The sequence below is a fragment of the Yinghuangia seranimata genome (assembly GCF_029953285.1).
GTDB classification, from domain to species: Bacteria; Actinomycetota; Actinomycetes; order Streptomycetales; family Streptomycetaceae; genus Yinghuangia; species Yinghuangia seranimata.
Genome location: NZ_JASAOI010000080.1, coordinates 1 through 17,769, shown reverse-complemented (window position 1 = coordinate 17,769; position 17,769 = coordinate 1). Strand labels below are relative to the sequence as shown.

General features: G+C 72.5%; 15 protein-coding genes. 10 read left to right on the top strand and 5 right to left on the bottom strand.

All coding sequences use genetic code 11. The features are described 5' to 3' along the window. Positions 1–669 precede the first annotated feature (669 nt). Complete coding sequence (locus QI554_RS43485; protein ID WP_343230859.1) at positions 670–2,208, bottom strand: enoyl-CoA hydratase/isomerase family protein; 1,539 nt, start codon at positions 2,206–2,208, stop codon at positions 670–672. Positions 2,209–2,264: 56 nt separating this feature from the next. Here QI554_RS43485 and QI554_RS39555 point away from each other — a divergent pair, with 56 nt between their 5' ends. From QI554_RS39555 to QI554_RS39545, 3 genes are all read left to right on the top strand, one after another. Further along, entirely contained in the window at positions 2,265–2,465 is a 201-nt protein-coding gene (locus QI554_RS39555; RefSeq protein WP_281477527.1) for a helix-turn-helix domain-containing protein, read from the top strand. 17 nt (positions 2,466–2,482) lie between these two features. Next, positions 2,483–3,703: a helix-turn-helix domain-containing protein gene (locus tag QI554_RS39550; RefSeq protein WP_281477525.1), complete on the top strand. Its 1,221-nt coding sequence runs from the start codon at positions 2,483–2,485 to the stop codon at positions 3,701–3,703. Between the two features lie 754 nt (positions 3,704–4,457). After that, positions 4,458–5,477, top strand: a complete 1,020-nt coding sequence (locus QI554_RS39545; RefSeq protein ID WP_281477523.1) for a lipase family protein — start codon at positions 4,458–4,460, stop codon at positions 5,475–5,477. Positions 5,478–5,578: 101 nt separating this feature from the next. Here the strand turns inward: QI554_RS39545 and QI554_RS39540 are convergent, their stop codons facing one another. Further along, positions 5,579–6,496, bottom strand: coding sequence for an SDR family oxidoreductase (locus QI554_RS39540; protein WP_281477521.1), 918 nt, complete (start codon positions 6,494–6,496; stop codon positions 5,579–5,581). A gap of 892 nt (positions 6,497–7,388) precedes the next feature. Next, positions 7,389–8,294 carry a LysR family transcriptional regulator gene (locus QI554_RS39535; protein ID WP_281477519.1) on the bottom strand — a complete coding sequence of 302 codons (906 nt, stop codon included), beginning with the start codon at positions 8,292–8,294 and terminating at the stop codon, positions 7,389–7,391. A gap of 73 nt (positions 8,295–8,367) precedes the next feature. Between QI554_RS39535 and QI554_RS39530 the strand changes: the two genes are divergently transcribed. Further along, complete coding sequence (locus QI554_RS39530; RefSeq protein ID WP_281477518.1) at positions 8,368–9,321, top strand: EamA family transporter; 954 nt, start codon at positions 8,368–8,370, stop codon at positions 9,319–9,321. A gap of 9 nt (positions 9,322–9,330) precedes the next feature. On the opposite strand, the gene QI554_RS39525 is transcribed toward QI554_RS39530, so the two are convergent. Then, the gene (locus tag QI554_RS39525) at positions 9,331–10,545 is read right to left on the bottom strand and encodes an amidohydrolase family protein (RefSeq protein WP_281477516.1); all 1,215 of its coding nucleotides are present in this window, start codon (positions 10,543–10,545) and stop codon (positions 9,331–9,333) included. Between the two features lie 126 nt (positions 10,546–10,671). Here QI554_RS39525 and QI554_RS39520 point away from each other — a divergent pair, with 126 nt between their 5' ends. Then, positions 10,672–11,577 carry a LysR family transcriptional regulator gene (locus QI554_RS39520; protein ID WP_281477514.1) on the top strand — a complete coding sequence of 302 codons (906 nt, stop codon included), beginning with the start codon at positions 10,672–10,674 and terminating at the stop codon, positions 11,575–11,577. A 119-nt stretch (positions 11,578–11,696) separates the two neighbouring features. Beyond that, positions 11,697–12,491: a hypothetical protein gene (locus QI554_RS39515; RefSeq protein WP_281477513.1), complete on the top strand. Its 795-nt coding sequence runs from the start codon at positions 11,697–11,699 to the stop codon at positions 12,489–12,491. Between the two features lie 3 nt (positions 12,492–12,494). On the opposite strand, the gene QI554_RS39510 is transcribed toward QI554_RS39515, so the two are convergent. Continuing rightward, positions 12,495–13,733: a low temperature requirement protein A gene (locus QI554_RS39510; RefSeq protein WP_281477512.1), complete on the bottom strand. Its 1,239-nt coding sequence runs from the start codon at positions 13,731–13,733 to the stop codon at positions 12,495–12,497. Positions 13,734–14,006: 273 nt separating this feature from the next. Between QI554_RS39510 and QI554_RS39505 the strand changes: the two genes are divergently transcribed. The 4 genes from QI554_RS39505 to QI554_RS39490 all read left to right on the top strand — a co-directional run bounded on the left by QI554_RS39505 (position 14,007) and on the right by QI554_RS39490 (position 17,201). Further along, on the top strand, positions 14,007–14,840 hold the full coding sequence (locus QI554_RS39505) for a response regulator transcription factor (protein WP_281477511.1): 834 nt from the start codon (positions 14,007–14,009) through the stop codon (positions 14,838–14,840). Next, complete coding sequence (locus tag QI554_RS39500) at positions 14,837–16,399, top strand: sensor histidine kinase (RefSeq protein ID WP_281477510.1); 1,563 nt, start codon at positions 14,837–14,839, stop codon at positions 16,397–16,399. Before QI554_RS39505 ends, QI554_RS39500 begins: the two co-directional genes overlap by 4 nt. A gap of 131 nt (positions 16,400–16,530) precedes the next feature. Next, entirely contained in the window at positions 16,531–16,935 is a 405-nt protein-coding gene (locus tag QI554_RS39495) for a hypothetical protein (RefSeq protein WP_281477508.1), read from the top strand. Positions 16,936–16,937: 2 nt separating this feature from the next. Continuing rightward, complete coding sequence (locus QI554_RS39490; protein WP_281477507.1) at positions 16,938–17,201, top strand: hypothetical protein; 264 nt, start codon at positions 16,938–16,940, stop codon at positions 17,199–17,201. Positions 17,202–17,769: the final 568 nt, after the last annotated feature.

Below are 17,769 nucleotides of genomic sequence, written 5' to 3'. Positions count from 1 at the left end.
GCCCTCATCCGCGGCCTGCGCGGACCCGGCGAACGCGCCATCGCCCAGCTCAAACAACGCTGGCGCGCCCTCCAACACGTCACCCTCAGCCCCGAACGCATCGGCGCCATCGCCCAGGCCGCCCTCGTCCTCAACAACGCCTGGAAATCATGAACGGTGAGAACACCTCATTGGCTTTGCGTCAAAAGAACCAAATGGCCACCTGGTTGCCATTTGGTTCTTTTGACAATGGTTTTCAGTAGTCCGGGCGGTCGGGACCCGGCGGCGCGACCCGGGTCCGGCCCCGACCCGGCACCCGACCGGCAGCGGCTTAGCGCGCACCACGCTGGGACCGCAGCCCGGCGGCGCGAACGCGACCAAAGTGTCTCCGCACCCCGCGCCCCTCCCGATAGCTGCCGGGTTGTCTGCGCGGACGGGCGGCTGTCAAGCCGCCTCCAACGGCACGCGACAGGCCATCTGTTCATGACGGATCCATCGCGGCTTGACAGCCGTTCGGCCGCGCGGACCATCAAAGATCGGGAGGGGCGCCAGGACACCGCCGGCAGACAGGTCAGGAACGGTGCATGGCAGGAGACGTCCACGCCGCAACATGCGAGGTCCACAACGCGGATGGCGGCTGGCGCGCACGCCGACGGCGCGACTCCGCCACGGAGTGGGCCGAACCCCCAATCACTCGACCCCCTCCACCGCGTCGACCAGCCCCCAACCCAGTGCCTGGTCCGCCGTCAGGCGCGTGCCGGTCAGGGCCAGCCAGGCCGTGCGCCAGCGGCCGATGCGGTGGGTGAGGCTGACCGTTCCGCCGGCGCCTGGGATCAACCCCAGGGACAGTTCCGGGAGTTGGAACCAGGCATCCGGTGCGGCCACCACACGTGCCGCGAAGGCCGGGACTTCGATGCCGGCGCCGACGCATGCGCCGTGCAGGTGGGGGGTGACGCGGTCGCGGAGGCGGTGCACGGCCAGGCCCGCGCTGCGGGCCAGGCGGGTGACATGGGCGGTGGCCGGGTCGGCGGCCGTGCCGAACTCGTCGAGGCCGCCGCCGCTGCAGAACGATGGTCCGGTGCCTCGGAGTTCGGCATGCAGGGTGGGGTCGGAGGCGACCAGGTCGAGCGCGTCGAGCAGGGCGTCGCGTACGGCGTGGCCGAAGGCGTTGCGGCGCTCGGGGCGGTTGAGGGTGATCTGGAGGGTCGCGCCGGTGCGGTTGACGAGGACCGGTGCGTCGGGTGGGGGAGGTACGGGGCGGGTTGGCCGTGCGGCGCGCCAGGTTGCGAACTCGGGGCCGGCGAGTAGGGCGGAGTACGCCAGGGACTCGGCGGCGACACCGTCCACGACGGAGGAAGTGGCGGTGATGCGGAGCAGGTTCGCGAGGACCAGCGCGGCGCGCGGGGCGGGGGTGATGGCGGTGGTGAGCTGGTCGACGGCCGCGTCGAGGTCGGGGGCGGTGACGTGCGCCCGGCCCGGGGCGTCGCGCGTGGCGAGGGTGAAGGTCAGTCTGTCGACGGCGGGTTGGAGTGTGGCGGGCCACGGCGTGCGGGCGATGCCGACGGTGAGCCGGGTGGCGTTGCCGAGGATGCGCAGGGCCGCGTCGAGGTCTTTGGCTCCGGCGTCGAGGTCGATGAGTGTGAGGATGTCGTCGACGCGGGTCGGGGCCTGGCTCGCGTCGGGCGCGAGGGTCGTGAGCGGCGACGAGACCAGTTCGTCGAGGGTGACGGCAGCTGGGAGCAGATCGGCGTCGCAGAGCGCGCAGACGTAGGAGGACTCGCGGACGATGTTGCGTTCGCCGCAGGCCGGGCAGTGGCGGAACACGATCGGATGGGTGAACCCGTCGGGACGCGCGATGCCGGCTCGGTCCAACGCGGAGGCCACCGCCGGCCAGCACGCCGGGTCGGGGCAGTAGCCGGTGGACTGGTTGCTGACCTCGTCGACCCGCCAGCCGGAGGGGGAACGGGTGAAGGACACCTCCCCGGCACCCAGCACCGGTTCGCCGCCTGCGCATACGACGTGCTCGCTACGGCGCGGCGCGAGGCGGAGCACCCCGGAGCGGTCGACGACGTAGGTGAAGGGTTCGGCGAGGTCGGCGGGGGACTGGTCGCCCAGCCAAGAGGCCAGGTCGACGGGGGAGTGGATGCGACACCCGGAGGGTGCGGATCCGACGAGGGCGAGGAGGTCCGACGGCCCGATGTAGTCGTAGGTTCGCCCGATTCCGGCCACCCGGTCAGGCTACGACGTACCGTGGAGTTTCGGATCACGCTTTTACGGGTGGGGCGATGGCGGCGACGCTCGGGGAGAACGTCCGGAACCACCGGCGGCGCGTCGGGCTGACCCAGGAGGGGCTCGCCGAGCGGGCCGGCCTCGGCGTCGGGACGGTGCGGAAGGTCGAGCAGGTCCGGACGGCGGAGATCGCGACGCTGCACATGCACGAAACATGGGCGCTGCTTGCGGCGGCGTACCGTGGAAGCGGCGTCTAGCGCAGGGGGTTCGTGCCGTGCAGGACAGCATCGGGGACCGGATCGCGCGGCTGCGGCCGCGGCGGGGCTTCACGCAGGAGTCGCTGGCGGCTGAGGCCGGAGTGTCGGTCGACATCGTGCGGAAGCTCGAGCAGAACCAGCGGCTCACGGCGCGGCTGTCGACGCTCAACAAGCTCGCTGCGGCGCTGGACGTCGAGACGTCGCTGCTCATCGGTCAGCCGACGACCCTTGCGGGCGTACCGGAGCGGGGCGGCCCGTCGGCGAGCCTGCTGGCGCTGCGCCGCGCGGTCACGCCGGTCGCCGACCTGCTGGCCCAGGAGACGGCCGTGGCCGACGACGGCGCGCCGCCTATCGCCGAGCTCCGGGCGTCGCTCAAGTCGACAGAGGTGATCCGGCGGGACGGACGACTCGCGGAGATCGCGGCGATCCTGCCGCGCCTCATCGAGGACGCGCGCTCGGCCGCGCGCGAGCATTCGAGCCACGAACGCGCGGCGGCTTTCGCGGTGTTGGCCGAGGCGTACCAGGTCGCGGCGACGACGCTGACGGCGTTCGGCAAAGAGGACGCGGCGTTCACCGCGATGGAACGCGCGCGGGAGGCTGCGCGGCAGTCCGACGACGAGCGCCTGGAGATCATCGGCATGTCGACGCTGTCGTGGATCTTCTGCAAGCAGGGGCGGGTCGACGACGCACAGCGGATCGCGCAGGCGACCGCCGAGGCACACGAGCCGTCGTGGAGTCGGGGCCCGATGGTGGACGTGGCCCTGTGGGGGATCCTTTTGCTGCGCGCGGCCTCGGCGGCGGTGCGGGCCGACCGGCGGGACACCGCCGAGGAGTTCTTGCGTATGGCGAACGGCGCCGCGGCGCGGATCGGCGCCGACCGGCTCGACTACGCGACCCCGTTCGGCCCGACGAACGCGGGCGTGGCCACGGTCAACGCCCTCGTGGAGATGGAGCGCCCGGCCCAGGCGCTTGACGCGGCGCGCCGGATCCCGGGACTCGACGCGCTGCCGCCGACCTGGCAGGCCCGGTATTTCGTCGACCGGGCCTTGGCGCACATCGACCTCGAGTCCGACGAGCGCGCGACGCGGGCGATGCTGAAGGCTGAGCAGATCGCTCCGGAGTGGATGCGGTACCACGCGACGTCCAGGCGTGTCGTAGCCGATCTCGCCACCCGCGAACGGCGGAGGTCCGGGCCGGTGTTGGAGCTTGCCGACCGGTTGCAGCTCGACGTCGGCTAGGACATGGCGTCCCAGGACGTCCGCAAAGTCGCCCAAACCGTCCCTGGAGGCGACGCGTCGTCGCTCCTACCTTGGCTGGCGAGTTGGTTGCCGAGGTGGGGAGAGGCCGTGGTCGACAGCAACGCATCCGCTGGCAGATCCGTGGGCATGTACCTGCGGGTCTATCGGGTCGATCCGTCGAGTGGGGTCGAGACTCCCGTTATCGCGCGTCGGGACTATGTTTCCGGGCGAGCCTTCGATCCTCCCCTCCTCCCCTTACCCGATCCGGTCGGGTTTCCGGCCTGCCGGTGCTCGTCGTGCCTCGGTGGCGGCCACTCAAACCGGCCATGAGTCTTGCTGGTTGGCGGCGGCACGGTGATACTGCTCCGGCACCACCCGCACGTAGAACCTGTTCTATCCCGTGCGCGTCGTCGGTTGGGGGCCGAGCATGCGTTTCACAGGTGCCAGCGGCAGGGCCGTCCGTGGGCTCTCCGTCTTCCTCGTCGCCACCGCGCTCTTCGCGACCGGGTGCGGCCGCAGTGGTGGCGACCGACACCAGGAACTCCCGGGCGGACTCCAGGCCGCGGCCGCGCCCAAGAGCGCGAGCCCGAAGCCGTCAGACAAGCCCGCGTCGCCCGGTGCGCCGGGTCCAGGTGCGGCGTGTCCGCCGGCGGCTGCCGGGCCCGACGGCGACGCCTTCTACGATCCGCCGAACCCGCTTCCGCAGTGCAAGCCCGGGTCACTGCTCCGGCAACGGCCCTACGCTCCTGACGAGATGAGCGCCGAGGGCCTGCCCAGGACCCTGCTCGTGATGTACATGACGACCGGCCCGAACGGCCCCGTCGCGGCCAGCGGAATCGTGTCGCTCCCGAGTACCCCGGCCCCGCCCGGGGGCTGGCCCGTCGTCGCATCCGACCACGGCACCATGGGCATCGGCACGAACTGCGCCACCTCGCGCACCGGTTGGTCCGCCGTCGGGCTCCAGAGCGGCGACATGCTCGCCGAACTGCTGAACCGCGGCATCGCCGTCGTCCAGACCGACTACATCGGCATGGGCGTGCCGGGCACGAGGCACCCGTACCTGAACGGCAAGTTCGCCGCGTACGCCACCCTCGACCTGGTGCGCGCCGCGCACGCGGTCGACTCCGGCGTGGGGACGACCATGCTCGTCACCGGCCACTCCCAGGGCGGTCACGCGGCCCTGTGGACGGCCAGCTACCAGCCCGAGTACGCCTCCGAGCTCGACCTCAAGGGCGTCGTCGCCATGGCCCCGGGCACCGGCTTCCAGTTCATGCCGGGACTGGTCGCCCAGCGTGACGCGACGGCCGCGCCGTATATCGGCATCTTCCTGATGCTCGTCGACGGTGCCGCTGCCGCCGACCCGGCGGTCAAGCCGGAGCAGATCCTGACCCCGGACGCGCTCGCCGTAGCCGACCGGGCCTGGTCGGACTGCCTGGGCACGGTGGTCGGCGGCACGATGCCCGACCCCGCCGACGTGCTCAAGCCGGACGCCGACCTCGGCCCGATCAACGCCGCGCTCCAAGCCAACGCCACGGAGCAGGTCAACCTGAGGACGCCGGTGTTCCTGCCGCAAGGCGACCAGGACCCGTTGAGCCCGTTGAACAGCAGCCTCACGCGATCCCTGTGCGCCAAGGGTGCCAGCGTGGAGTTCAAGCCCTACGCCGGTGCGAGTCACGGCGACGTCACCACGGCCGCCAAAGACGACGCGCTCGCCTGGATCAAGGCCCGCCTCGACGGCGCACCGGTCACCGGGGCGTGCGCGCCGTCGCCCTGAGCCCCCGGGCCGGACGGCTCGACACATCGGCGACACAGCAGCGCGGCCGGGCCGTTACAGGACACACCCCGGCCGCGCCGCGCGTACGACTGCCGTACCGGTTACTCCGCGACGGGCCGGATCCCGTCCATGCCCGCGTTCGTCGCGGCCTTCGCGACCAGGTCGGGGATGACGTCCGACAGCTCGCTCGGCGTCCAGCGCGAACCCTTGTCGACGGTCGGGCCGTTCGCCCAGCCCTCGGCGACGCTGATCTGGCCGCCGGCGACCGAGAACACCCGGCCGGTGACGCCCGCGGACGCGGTCGAGCCGAGCCACACCACCAGCGGCGAGATGTTCTCCGGCGCCAGCTTCACGGCGGCCTCGGTGTTGTCGCCGATCAGGCCCGCGAGGTCCTCGGTCATGCGGGTGAGGGCCGTCGGGGCGATCGCGTTGACGGTGACGCCGTAGCGGCCGAGCTCCTGCGACGCGATGACCGTGAACGCGGCGATGCCGGCCTTGGCGGCGCCGTAGTTGGTCTGGCCGACGTTGCCGAAGATGCCCGACGGCGACGACGTGTTGATGATGCGCGCGTCGACCGCCTCGCCGGCCTTGGCGAGGTTCCGCCAGTGCGCGGCGGCGTGGTGGGCCGGGCCGAAGGTGCCCTTGAGGTGGACCTTGATGACGGCGTCCCACTCGGCCTCGCTCATGTTGGTGAGCATGCGGTCGCGCAGGATGCCGGCGTTGTTGACGAGCACGTCGATGCGGCCGAACGTGTCGATCGCCAGCTGGATGAGCGACGCGGCGCCGTCCCACGTCGAGATGTCCTCGGTGTGCGCGACGGCCTCGCCGCCCGCGGCGACGATCTCGTCGACGACCGCCTGCGCGGGGCCCGCCGACGCACCGGTGCCGTCGCGCGAGCCGCCGAGGTCGTTCACGACGACCTTGGCGCCCTCGGCCGCGAAGGCCAGCGCGTGCGACCGCCCGATGCCGTTGCCCGCCCCCGTGATGACAACGACGCGCCCGTCGCAGATCCCGCTCATGCCGCCTCCTGGCTGAGGTACGCGCCACGCCCCTCGGCGCGCGCACTTAGCTGACGCTCAATCAATAGCCGCCACGATAACGGCGCACACCACGGCTGGGTCCAGGGTGTGGCCCGATCTGTGAACTGCCCCACAACCGACGAGTAACAACCCGCCCGACGACCAACAGCCGCCGGGCGCCGGACACCGGGCGCGCGCCGACGAGTGGGACCGTGGGAACGCCTGGGACGGCCGCCGAGCAGCGGCCCGGCGGCCCGGGGTCGCCGAACCGGCGGTCGGATGCTGCGCGCGCGCCGGACGTCGGGCGCGCGCCGACGAGCGGGAACGAGGGAACGCCTGGGACGGTTGCCGAGCAGCGGCCCGGCGGCCCAGCGGTCGGATGCTGCGCGCAATGCGGCTGACCCTTGCGCGGGTGGCAGGTGTCGGCGCCGCGCGGGAGGGCGGGAGGACGCGGGGACGGCGGCAGGGCGGGGTGGCGGGTTGGGGTACCAAAGCGGCGGGCGATCGTGGTCGGGCGTGGTGCGTGCGATGCCCTCCCGTGCTCTCGCTCTCGCTCTCGCTCTCGCTCTCGCTCTCGCTCTCGCTCTCGCTCTCTCGCTCTCGCTCTCTCGCTCTCGCTCTCGCTCTCTCGCTCTCGCTCTCGCTCTCTCGCTCTCGCTCTCGCTCTCTCGCTCTCGCTCTCGCTCTCTCGCTCTCGCTCTCTCGCTCTCGCTCTCTCGCTCTCGCTCTCTCGCTCTCGCTCTCTCGCTCTCGCTCTCGCTCTCGCTCTCGCTCTCCCGCTCTCGCTCTCTCGCTCTCGCTCTCCCGCTCTCCCGCTCTCGCTCTCCCGCTCTCCCGCTCTCCCGCTCTCGCTCTCCCGCGTTCCCGCTCCCGCGCTCCCGCGTTCCTGCGGTCATTCGCTCGGGGCCGCCACCTCTGCTCCCACCCTTTGCAGCTCCGTCAGGAGGGGGGTCATGCCGCTGCCTCGTCTGACCATCGCGAAGAGGTGGCGTCTTGGGGCGGGGGCGGTCAGGGGGCGGAGGACTACGCCGGGTGGGGCGTCTGCGGCGGCCATGTGGGGCATCATCGCGATGCCCAGGCCGGCGCGGACCAGGGCGTACATGGCGGTGAAGTCGGTGACCCAGTGCACGGCGCGTGGTTGGAAGCCCGCTTGGCCGCAGGCTTGGACGGTCAGGGCGTTGCAGGCGGTGCCTTCGCAGGTCAGGACCCATTCCTCGTCGACCAGGTCGGCGGCCAGGTCGAGGACCTTGCGGGCGGCCAGGGGGTGGGATGACGGGAGGGCGATGTGGACCGGTTCGTCGACCAGGGGGTGGAGGCGGACCGTCGGGTGGTCCGCGGGTGGGACCTCGGGGGAGTTCATGACCACGGCGAGGTCGAGCTCGCCGGAGATGAGCAGGGGGACCGCGTCCTCGGTCTCGTGTTCGACGATGGAGAACCGCCACCCCGGGTGGGTCTCGCGGAGGCGGGCGACGGCCGGGGCGAGCAGGCTGGAGATCGCGGTCGGGAAGCCCGCCACGCGGGCCGATCCGACCCCGCCGACGGCGTGGGCCGCGAGGTCGGCGCGGGCCCGTTCCAGCTGGACGCCGATCGCGTCCGCGTGGTGGAGCAGCACGTGTGCGGCGCTGGTCAGGCGTACGCCCCGCCCGTTCCGTTCGAGCAGCGGCACCCCCGCCTCCTTGGCCAGCACCGCGAGCTGCTGCGAGACCGCGGACGGCGTCAGGTGCAGGCTCTCGGCGGCGGCCGCGACCGTGCCGTGCCGGGCGAGGGACTGGAGGATGCGGAGCCGCTTCAGGTCCATGAAGGAAAACTATCGAATGGGGTCCGGGAAATGTAGCTGGTGTTGATGATGGTGGAGCCGGAGACTGAGGGGCATGCAGCGGATACACACGGCCCAGGCCGCCCTCGTCGCCCTCCTCTGGGGCCTCAACTTCGTCGTCATCGACTACGGCCTCGACTCGTTCCCGCCGCTGCTCTTCGTCGCCCTGCGCTTCTTCCTGGTCGCGGTGCCCGCGGTGTTCTTCGTCCCGCGTCCGAAGGTCAGCTGGTGGCTGATCGCCGGCGTCGGCCTGTTCCTGTGCGTCGGCCAGTTCGGGTTCCTGTTCAGCGCGATGCACGCGGGGATGCCGGCCGGGCTCAGCTCGCTCGTCCTGCAGTGCCAGGCGGTGTTCACCATGCTGTTCGCGGTGGCGCTGCTCGGCGAACGCCCCGCCCGGGCCCGGGTGCTCGCGCTCGGGCTCGCCGCCGTCGGCCTGGCCGTCATCGCGGTCGGCCGGGGGCAGGGCGCCGGGCTCGGCCCGTTCCTGCTGCTCATCGCCGCGGGCGCCTCGTGGGGCATGGGCAACGTGCTGACCCGCAAGGCCGGCCCCGCCGCGTCGGGCCTCGGGCTCGTGGTGTGGTCCGGGCTGGTCGTGCCGGTGCCGATGGCCGTGCTGTCGCTGCTGATCGAGGGCCCGGGCGCGGGGCGCGACGCACTGACCCACGTCCACGCGTCCGGCGTCTTCGCCCTGCTCTACATCGTGGTCGCGGCGACGTTCGTCGGCTACGGCCTGTGGTTCTCCCTGATGAGCCGTTACCCGGCGTCCACCGTCGCGCCGTTCTCGCTGCTCGTGCCCCCGATCGGGGTGCTCGCCGCGGCGGTCGTCCTCGGCGAGCGGCCCACCGCGTGGGACGTGGTCGGCGGCGTCGTCGTGCTGGCCGGCATCGCGCTGGCGAGCCGGGTCGGCGCCCCGAAGACCGGCACGGTCGTCGTCCGCGAGGGGCAGCCGGCCGCCGAGCCCGCACACGCCGACGGCCGGGCCCCCGAAGGAAGCCCGGCCGCCGCGTGAAGCACGGAACTACTTGGTGATGCCGAACCGCTCCAGGCCGAACGCCTTGATCGCGTTGCCGCGGAACAGCTTGTAGCACTCCTCCTGCGTCAGCCCCGCCTGCGTCGCGATGTCGAGCGCGACCTTGTGGGTGTGCGGGAAGGTGGAGTCCGCGTGCGGGTAGTCGACCTCGAAGCAGATCTGGTCGATGCCGATGATGTCGCGGTTCTTCAGGCCGATCTCGTCGTCGAAGATGCAGCCGTAGATGCGGTCCTTGATGTACGAGGACGGCTTGTTCTTCAGCGACGAGCCGAAGTCGTTGTCGTCGCGCTCGTGCCACAGCTTGTCGGCGCGCTCGAGGACGTACGGCATCCAGCCGACCTGGCCCTCGGCGTACGCGATCTTCATCTTCGGGAAGCGGTCCAGCACGCCCGAGAAGATGTAGTCGACCAGCGAGCCCATGGCGTTCTGGAACGTCAGCGTCGAGGACACGATGAACGGCGCGTCAGGCGACGTCGACGGCATCTTCGAGGACGACCCGATGTGCATGCACACGATCGTGTCCGTCTCCTCGCAGGCGCGGAAGAACGGGTCCCAGAAGCGGTCCTTGTCGTGCACCGACGGCAGGCCCAGCGGCACCGGGTTCTCGGAGAACGCCACCGCGAACGAGCCCTTGGCCGCGCAGCGCCGCACCTCCTTGGCCGCCAGCTCCGGGTCCCACAGCGGGATGAGCGTCATCGGCAGGAGCTTGCCCTTGCCGTCGCCGGCACACCACTCGTCGATGATCCAGTCGTTGTACGCCTGGACGCAGAGCAGCGCGAGCTCCTTGTCCTGGCGCTCGTAGAACGCCTGGCCGCAGAAGCGCGGGAGGATGTTCGGGAAGCAGATGGACGCGTCGGTGTGGTTCGCCGCCATGTCCTTGAGGCGCTCGGACTGGATCCACGCGCCCGGACGGATGTCGTCGAACGTGACCGGGGTCACGTCGAGCGTGTCGAAGCCGACCGCGGCGGACAGCTTCGGGAACGGGTAGACCAGGTCGTCGTACAGCCACCAGTCGCACCACTCGCCGTCCTCGACGCCCTTCTCGTACGAGAACACGCCGCCGACGAAGTTGAACTTCGCCTTCTCTCGCACGACGCGCGGGCCACGGTCCTTGTACTTCGCGGGAAGCCGGTCCTGCCACAGGTTCGGCGGCTCGACGACGTGGTCGTCGACCGAGATGATGCGGGGAATCTCGAGCGTCATGGCTTCGGCTCCTGGTCCGTCCTGGTCCTGCTCTGCTTCAGACATCTCAAGGAAACCCGCTCGCGCGGGGGCGGCCAAGCCCCCAGTCCCGGCTAACGTTATGCCGCAGGGGAATATCATCGGGGCATGGAGCTGCGCGATCTGAGGAGCTTCCTCGCGGTGGCCGAGGAGCGTCACTTCGGGCGTGCCGCGGCCCGGCTCTACCTGTCGCAGCCCATGGTCTCCAAGGCGGTCCGCCGCCTTGAGCAGCAGCTCGGCACCCGGCTCGTCGACCGCAGCTCGCTGCCCGTCACCCTCACACCGGCCGGCGAGGCCTTCCGGCGGCAGGTCGACGAGGCGCTGCGGCTGCTCGACGACGCGTGCGCCGACGTCCGGCGGCGGGCCACGCGCGAGGCCGGGCAGGTGCGCGTGGGGTATACCTCCGGGCTCGGCCCGTCCCTGGTGTCGACAGCCATCTCGGCCCTGCACGTACGCCACCCCGAGCTGCGCGTGCAGTGGACCAGCGAGCCCACCGCGCGGCAGGTTGCCGACGTCCGCGAAGGCGTCCTCGACGCCGGCATCGGCTGGATGCCCGACCTCGGCACCGGCTTCGCCTCCGCGCGCGTCGGCACCTTCGCGTTCGTCGCCCTGCTGCCCGCGGACCACCCGCTCGCCGGGCGCGACTCCGTCGACCTCACCGAACTCGTCGGCGACGAACCGGTCGTCGTGTGGCCGCGCGGACCCCACCCGCGGCTGTACGCGCGCGTCACCGAGGCCCTGCGGCGGGCCGGCGCCGACGAGATCATCGAGGCGTACGGCAGCGTCGACGACGTCATCGCCCGCGTCGTCGACCGCCAGGGCATCGGCATCTCCCCGCGCAGCTGGGCCCGGCAGCGCCCGGTGCGCGGCATCGTCCAGACGCCCCTCACCGGAACCCCCGACGTTCCCGTCACCGCCTTCTGGCGGGCCGACAGCGCCCACGAAGGCGTCGACGCCCTGGTCCGCTGCCTCAAGGAGGTCGCCCTCGACAGCGACCTCGCGGAACAGCTCTGACCTTCCTTTCCGCGTGACGGTGGGGATCGCTACGCTGTCGCACCCGCCGACGGCACGACGCCGTACGCACGAACGCGCGGCGGGCACATCGGGGCGGGGAGCGGGGGCCGAGCAGCGCCATGCACGGAAACGACCAGGGCTACTTCCAGATGCCCCGCCCACCGCGACCGCCGGGCCGGTGGGCCCGCTTCAAGGCCGACCTCCGCCGCCCGAGCCGCGCCCAGATCGTGGTCTGCGTGATCGCGGCCGTGTTCGCGCTGGCCTTCGCCGCCCGCTGGTCGGGCGGGTCCGACCACCCGCCGACACCGCGCCGCTACGTCCTCCCGACCGACCTGCTGCGGGAACCCGACCACACCGCACCGCTGCTCACCGCGTCGGCGATGCTGGCCCCCGAGGACATGCCCGCGGTGCCCGGCGAGACCACCGGGTGGCGCGTGGACCCCGCGTTCCGCGACACCGGGTGCGTCGACCTGCCGCCGCTGATGCCGTCGACGTCGCTCAGCATCCGTGAACAGACCTACGCCCACGACACCGGCGGCGCCCGCGAGGTCGTCTACCGGCCGGGCCCCTACACCGACTTCGAGGACGACTACGACGACATCGTCGACGCCGTCTCCCGCTGCGTCGACGCCTCCCAGGGCAGCCACATCCCGAAGAGCAGCACCGCCGACACCCTGCTGTGGACCCTCGACACCCCGACCGGCCCCAACGCCAAACCGGGCACCCACAGCGCCATAGGCCTCTACCTGTCGACGCCCGGCACGATCGTCCTCGTCGTCATCGACACCACCGGCCCGGCCTTCGACCCGAACTCACCGACCTGGCCCACCATCCTCGACCACGCCGCCCGCCGAGCCGGCGTCCCGACCCAACCCCACCGCACAGCACCCCCGAACGGCATCGCCCCGGCGTGAGGGTCAGGTTTCCCGCTGGTCCCCCAAGCGGGTGAACCGGCGGTGGGCCGTCACGGTCTCGACCGTCACCAGGGTGGCGGCGATCGCTCCGGCCAGGGCGGTGGCGCCTGCCGGGGGGAGGAGGAGGCCGCCGGCGATCAGGGCCGCGGCGGCGAGGCCCCAGTTGCGGGCGCGTTCGGGGCCGCAGGGGTCGGCGGGGCGGATGGCGATGACGGCTACGGCGGCGAGGAAGAGGGCCAGGGGGACGGTGACGGCGAGGGAGGCCGTGCGGTCGGGGATGGCGTGGTCGCCGTGGCCCGCGACCGCCGCGGCGGCCGTGGCCAGGCCGCCGCCGACCGCGGCGAGGGCGCCGAAGACGACGTAGTGGCCGTAACCCCAGGCGAACGCCCTCACCGGTGAGTCGGGGCCGTCGCCGCCGAGGGTGTCGAAGTACAGCCACCAGCAGGCGAACGCCACGACCAGGCCGCCCGCGGCGACCGTGACGACGGAGCCGGTGATGCCGCCGTCGGTCGCGTCCTTGACCGCGACGGTGGCCGCGAGGACGGACTCGCCGAGAATGATGAGCGCGAACAGGCCGTACCGCTCGGAGATGTGCTCGGCGTTCCACAGGTCGTTGGTGCCGACCCGCTCGGCCCACAGCGGCACGAGGATCTCGCACAGCATCAGCGGGACGAACGCCACGCGGAAGACCGTCGTCGAGTCGGGGATCGCGACGACGATCCACGCGATCTGGACGAGCCCGACCCCGAGCGCGAACCGCAGCGCCCGCTGCCGCACGCTCGGCTGGTGGTAGGCGACGCGCAGCCACTGCGAGATCAGCGCAATGCGCATCACCACGTAGCCGCCGACCACGACGCGGTACGAGGACCCGTCGAACGCGGCCGGCACCCCCGCCGCGAGGATCAGCACGCCGGCCATCTGCAACAGCGTCAGCAGCCGGTACGGCACGTCGTCGCTGTCGTGCGCCGTGGCGAACCACGTGAAGTTCATCCACGCCCACCACACCGCGAACATCATCATCAGGAACCCGGTGATGCCGTTGAACAGGTGCCCGGTGGCGTACGCGTGCTCCAGCCGCCCCGTCAGCTGCGACACGGCGACCACGAAGCACAGGTCGAAGAACAGTTCGAGCGGCGTCGACGCCCGGTGCTCCTCGCCCGGGTCGCGCACCGTCGCGCCCCGGCTCCACGGTTTGCCCGTCTCCACCAGCAGGGGCTCCCGGGTACTGTCCTCCGCCGCCATGCTCTCCGCTCCTCGTCGTCGCCGGTCCTGACCGGTCGGTGCCGCCGGGCCGCCACGGCTACAGCCGTGCGGCTTCCCCGTGTCGCGTCCGGGTGACCATGGTGGCCGAGATTCCGCCCGGACGATCCGCGCACGGCCCCACCCGGCGCGTTGTGGCCGAACCGCGTCGGAGATCCTGTGATCCGCCCGCCGGGCGAACCTCCGCCGTGGTGCGATGGGGACGCGGGCGGGCGGTGAGGTCATGTCGGGGCGGGCGTCGAAAGGCGGGGCACCATGGCGGAGGCAGGCGCGGGGGCGGACTGGGCGCGGGGCGCGGACGACGTGCCCTGGGAAGGTCCCGCCGACGAGGGTGCGCCGGGCGCGCGCCACGAGGTCCTGGTCGTCGACGACGACCCCGCGATCCGGCGCGCGCTGGGCCGCGGCCTGCGGCTGGCCGGTTTCGACGTACGCCTGGCCGCCGACGGCTGCGAGGCCCTCGCCGCCGTCACCGCCGACCCGGGCAGCGGCTCGAAGCTGCCCGACATCGTGGTGCTGGACGTCTGCCTGCCGGACCTGAGCGGCACCAGCGTGTGCCGCAAGCTGCGTGACGGCGGCCACGACCTGCCGATCCTGGTGCTGTCCGCGCTCGACGAGGTCGCCGACCGGGTCGCGGGGCTGCAGGCCGGCGCCGACGACTACCTGGTCAAGCCGTTCGCGTTCGAGGAGCTCGAGCTGCGGCTGCGCGCGCTGCTGCGCCGCCGTCCGGCCCCGCCCGCCGCCGCGCCCGACCTGGACGACGACGAGGACCTGCCGGAGCTGCTGCGCTGCGGCCCGCTCGCGGTCAACCCGGCGGGCCGCAGCGCGACCGTGCGCGGCGTCGACGTCACGCTCACCCGGCGCGAGTTCGAGCTCCTCGAGTTCCTGGTCCGGAACCGCGCCCGGGTGCTGACCCGCGATCAGATCCTGGACCGGGTGTGGGGCTACGACTTCGACGTGCGCTCGGACGTCGTCGACACCTTCGTCAGCTACCTGCGCCGCAAGCTCGAGGCCGACGGCACGCCGCGCATGCTGCACACCGTCCGCGGCGTCGGCTTCGTGCTGCGCGAGGACGCCGGGGGCCTGGCGTGAGACGCCTGTTCCGCTCCCGAATACGGCCCGGCGGCAAGCACGGCATGCGGCTGGTCACCCGCATCGCCGTGGCCGTCGTGGTGCTGGTGCCGCTGCTCGTGCTGAGCGCCGGGACCGTGCTGTTCCAACTCGTCGTCAAGGACCAGCGGCAGCAGCGCGACCAGCAGCTGCGCGACCGCGCGCGGACACTCGCGCCGCAGGCCGAGGCGGTGCTGAAGGCGACCACGAGGCCCAACCGGGACGCGGTCGAGACCCAACGCCTGTCGCAGCTCTACCGGGTCGTCCTCGACGACGGCATCCGGCTGATCATGCCGGACGACGAGATCTTCCAGCAGGGCCCGCAGCCCGCCCTGGACGTGCCGCTGCCGAAGACCGCCCGCAAGCCCGTCACCGTCGGGGACGGCGGGCACCACTGGCGTGCCGTCTCCGTCCCCGTCGCGATCAACCAGAAGAGCGTGACCGGGACGCTGTGGGTGTTCACCTCGGAGGACGAGGTCCGGCGCCGCGAACAGGACCTGCGCCGCCGGGTGTTCTGGGTCGCGCTGATGGCGGTCCCGCTGTCGGCCGCCGCCGGGTTCGTCGTCGCCGAGCGCGCTACCAAGTCGCTGCGGCAGCTGCGCGGCCGCGCCGCGGGCCTGGACCCGAGCAAGGACGCCACCCGCGACGTCCACGTGCCCACCGGCGTCAAGGAGGTCGACGAGCTCGGCCGCACCATCGACACCGTGCTGGGCCGCTACGACGAGCAGGCCGCGCGCACCGCCGCCGCCCTGGACACCGCCCGGTCGTTCGCCGCCGTCGCCGCGCACGAGCTGCGGACGCCGCTGACCAGCATGCGCACCAACCTGGACGTCCTCGAACGACATGCCGACCTCGACCCCGTCGACCGCGCCGAGATCCTCACCGACCTCGGCGCGGAGCACGCGCGCGTGCTGGGGCTGCTGCGCGACCTCGGTGCGCTCGCCCAGGGCGACCTGATCGGGCCCGAGGCGTTCGGCCCCGTCGACGTGACGTCGGTGGCGCACGCGGCGGCCGCCGCGGCGCGCGGCGAGTTCCCCCGCGGGGAGGTCGCCGTCGAGGCGCCCGCCGACGCGAGCGCCACCGTGCACGGCTGGGAGACCGGCCTGAGGATGGCCGTCGACAACCTGGTGCGCAACGCCATGGTGCACGGCGGGGACGGCACCCGCGTGCGGGTCGCGGTCGAGCCGGGCGTGCCCGACACGCACGCCCCAGGCGCCGGACCGGGCCGCACGGGTGTCCTGGTCACCGTCGACGACGACGGCCCGGGCATCCCCGCCGAACTGCGCGGCGTCGTGTTCGAACGCTTCCGCCGCGGCGCCGCGAGCCCGGGGTCCGGGCTCGGCCTCACGCTCGTCGCACAACAGGCCGCGCTGCACGGCGGCACGGTCGTGCTCGGGGACGTCCCCGGCGGCGCCGGACGCGGTCTGCGGGTGCGGCTGTGGCTGCCCGCCGAGCCGCCGGCGTCCTCGTCGACCGAGCGCGGGGAGTGGCTCACAGGAACGGGGCCCGGGCCACAGGGATTCCACAAAAACCGTCGGTAGCGTCTCGCATGACGGGTCGCCGGACGGCCGGCCGCACCGGCCGGACTGCCCCGGCACCCGCCTGACGACCTGTCATGACGAATGCTCGGGTGCGCTGTTCACGCGCGCCCGACGACGGAAGGAAGCACACCATGGCACGTCCTTCACGGGGCATGGCGATCGGCGCGCTGATCGCCGCGACCGCCGCGACGGTCCTCGTCGCGAGCCCGGCGTCCGCCGACGGCTCGGGCGGCGCGAGCGGCGCCCCCAGCGGCAAGACCCCCAAGATCTGCTCGAAGGTGGACGCCATCGAGGCCCGCCTCGACAAGTCGCTCACCCGGCTGAACGGCGACCAGAACACCATCGGCTCGATCGCCCGCATGCAGGCGCGCTTCGACCGCCAGAAGGCCGCCGGCCACGCCGAGGTCGCGACGTACCTCCAGGACCGGTTGACGACGCGTCAGGCGCTGGTGCCGCTGCTGACGAAGTCGAAGACCGACCTGGCCAAGGTCAAGGACTGGTGCGCGACGCAGCCTCCGGTCAAGGGCAAGGAGTGACGATGCGCTACCACTGGGGGGTGGCGGCCGGCGCGAGCCGCGGACTCGGCCGACGGGCTGCCGTCATGGCCGCCGCGGGGTGTGCCGTAGCCGTCCTGGCGCTGACCGGCTGCAACGCCGACAAGGGCGGCGGCAGCGACGGCAAGTCAGGCTCGGGCAACGGCTCGACGGCCGTCCCGTCCGACATCGCGAGCATCATGGCGGGCGTCGAGTCCGCCGCGGACAAGGCGGACAGCGACGCGGCGGCCGGCGACGGTGACGGCTGACCGACGAGCCGGGTGCGTCGTCATCGAACCCCGCCCGACCCGTGCGCCTCGCGGGCCGGGCGGCGCCGGCGGCCACAGTGGGGGAGGCCGCAGGCACAGCGGAGGCGGCGGGCGCGGGAACGGCGGCACCCTAAAGCGCCGCCCCCGCCGCCGCACCCTCGCGGCGCTGCTGCGACTGGCCGTGGCGGTGCTGTCCGTCACGGCCGTCGCGGTGGCGGCGATGCTGGTGGTCACGATGACCAGCCGCGATGCCCGCCGCACCTGGCGCCCTCACGCTGACCGGACTGCGGTGACGCAAGTGTGACGCCGACACCCCCCAATGAGGGAGTTCTGGTGATTCGCATACGTGACGGCACAGTGAGGTGGGGGTCCGAGGTCGCGCGCCCCACGCTGGAACGAACCCCGGCAGCGCAACGAACCCCAGCAACAAAACCCGCCCGGAACCCCAAGCAACACCGCAGCCCGGCAGCGCGGCGCCAGAAGCGGTGAAGCAGCACCGCAAAACGAAGCAACACCGCAGCCCGGCAGGGAAACGAAACAAAGCGCGTCCACACCCCGCGCCCCTCCC

Excerpts from the sequence above, each read along its gene's own strand:
- QI554_RS39555 (WP_281477527.1), top strand. The coding sequence starts at position 2,265 with ATGGCGGCGACGCTCGGGGAGAACGTCCGGAACCACCGGCGGCGCGTC.
- QI554_RS39545 (WP_281477523.1), top strand. The coding sequence starts at position 4,458 with ATGAGCGCCGAGGGCCTGCCCAGGACCCTGCTCGTGATGTACATGACG.
- QI554_RS39540 (WP_281477521.1), bottom strand. The coding sequence starts at position 6,496 with ATGAGCGGGATCTGCGACGGGCGCGTCGTTGTCATCACGGGGGCGGGC.
- QI554_RS39535 (WP_281477519.1), bottom strand. The coding sequence starts at position 8,294 with ATGGACCTGAAGCGGCTCCGCATCCTCCAGTCCCTCGCCCGGCACGGC.
- QI554_RS39530 (WP_281477518.1), top strand. The coding sequence starts at position 8,368 with ATGCAGCGGATACACACGGCCCAGGCCGCCCTCGTCGCCCTCCTCTGG.
- QI554_RS39525 (WP_281477516.1), bottom strand. The coding sequence starts at position 10,545 with ATGACGCTCGAGATTCCCCGCATCATCTCGGTCGACGACCACGTCGTC.
- QI554_RS39520 (WP_281477514.1), top strand. The coding sequence starts at position 10,672 with ATGGAGCTGCGCGATCTGAGGAGCTTCCTCGCGGTGGCCGAGGAGCGT.
- QI554_RS39515 (WP_281477513.1), top strand. The coding sequence starts at position 11,697 with ATGCACGGAAACGACCAGGGCTACTTCCAGATGCCCCGCCCACCGCGA.
- QI554_RS39510 (WP_281477512.1), bottom strand. The coding sequence starts at position 13,733 with ATGGCGGCGGAGGACAGTACCCGGGAGCCCCTGCTGGTGGAGACGGGC.
- QI554_RS39505 (WP_281477511.1), top strand. The coding sequence starts at position 14,007 with ATGGCGGAGGCAGGCGCGGGGGCGGACTGGGCGCGGGGCGCGGACGAC.
- QI554_RS39495 (WP_281477508.1), top strand. The coding sequence starts at position 16,531 with ATGGCACGTCCTTCACGGGGCATGGCGATCGGCGCGCTGATCGCCGCG.
- QI554_RS39490 (WP_281477507.1), top strand. The coding sequence starts at position 16,938 with ATGCGCTACCACTGGGGGGTGGCGGCCGGCGCGAGCCGCGGACTCGGC.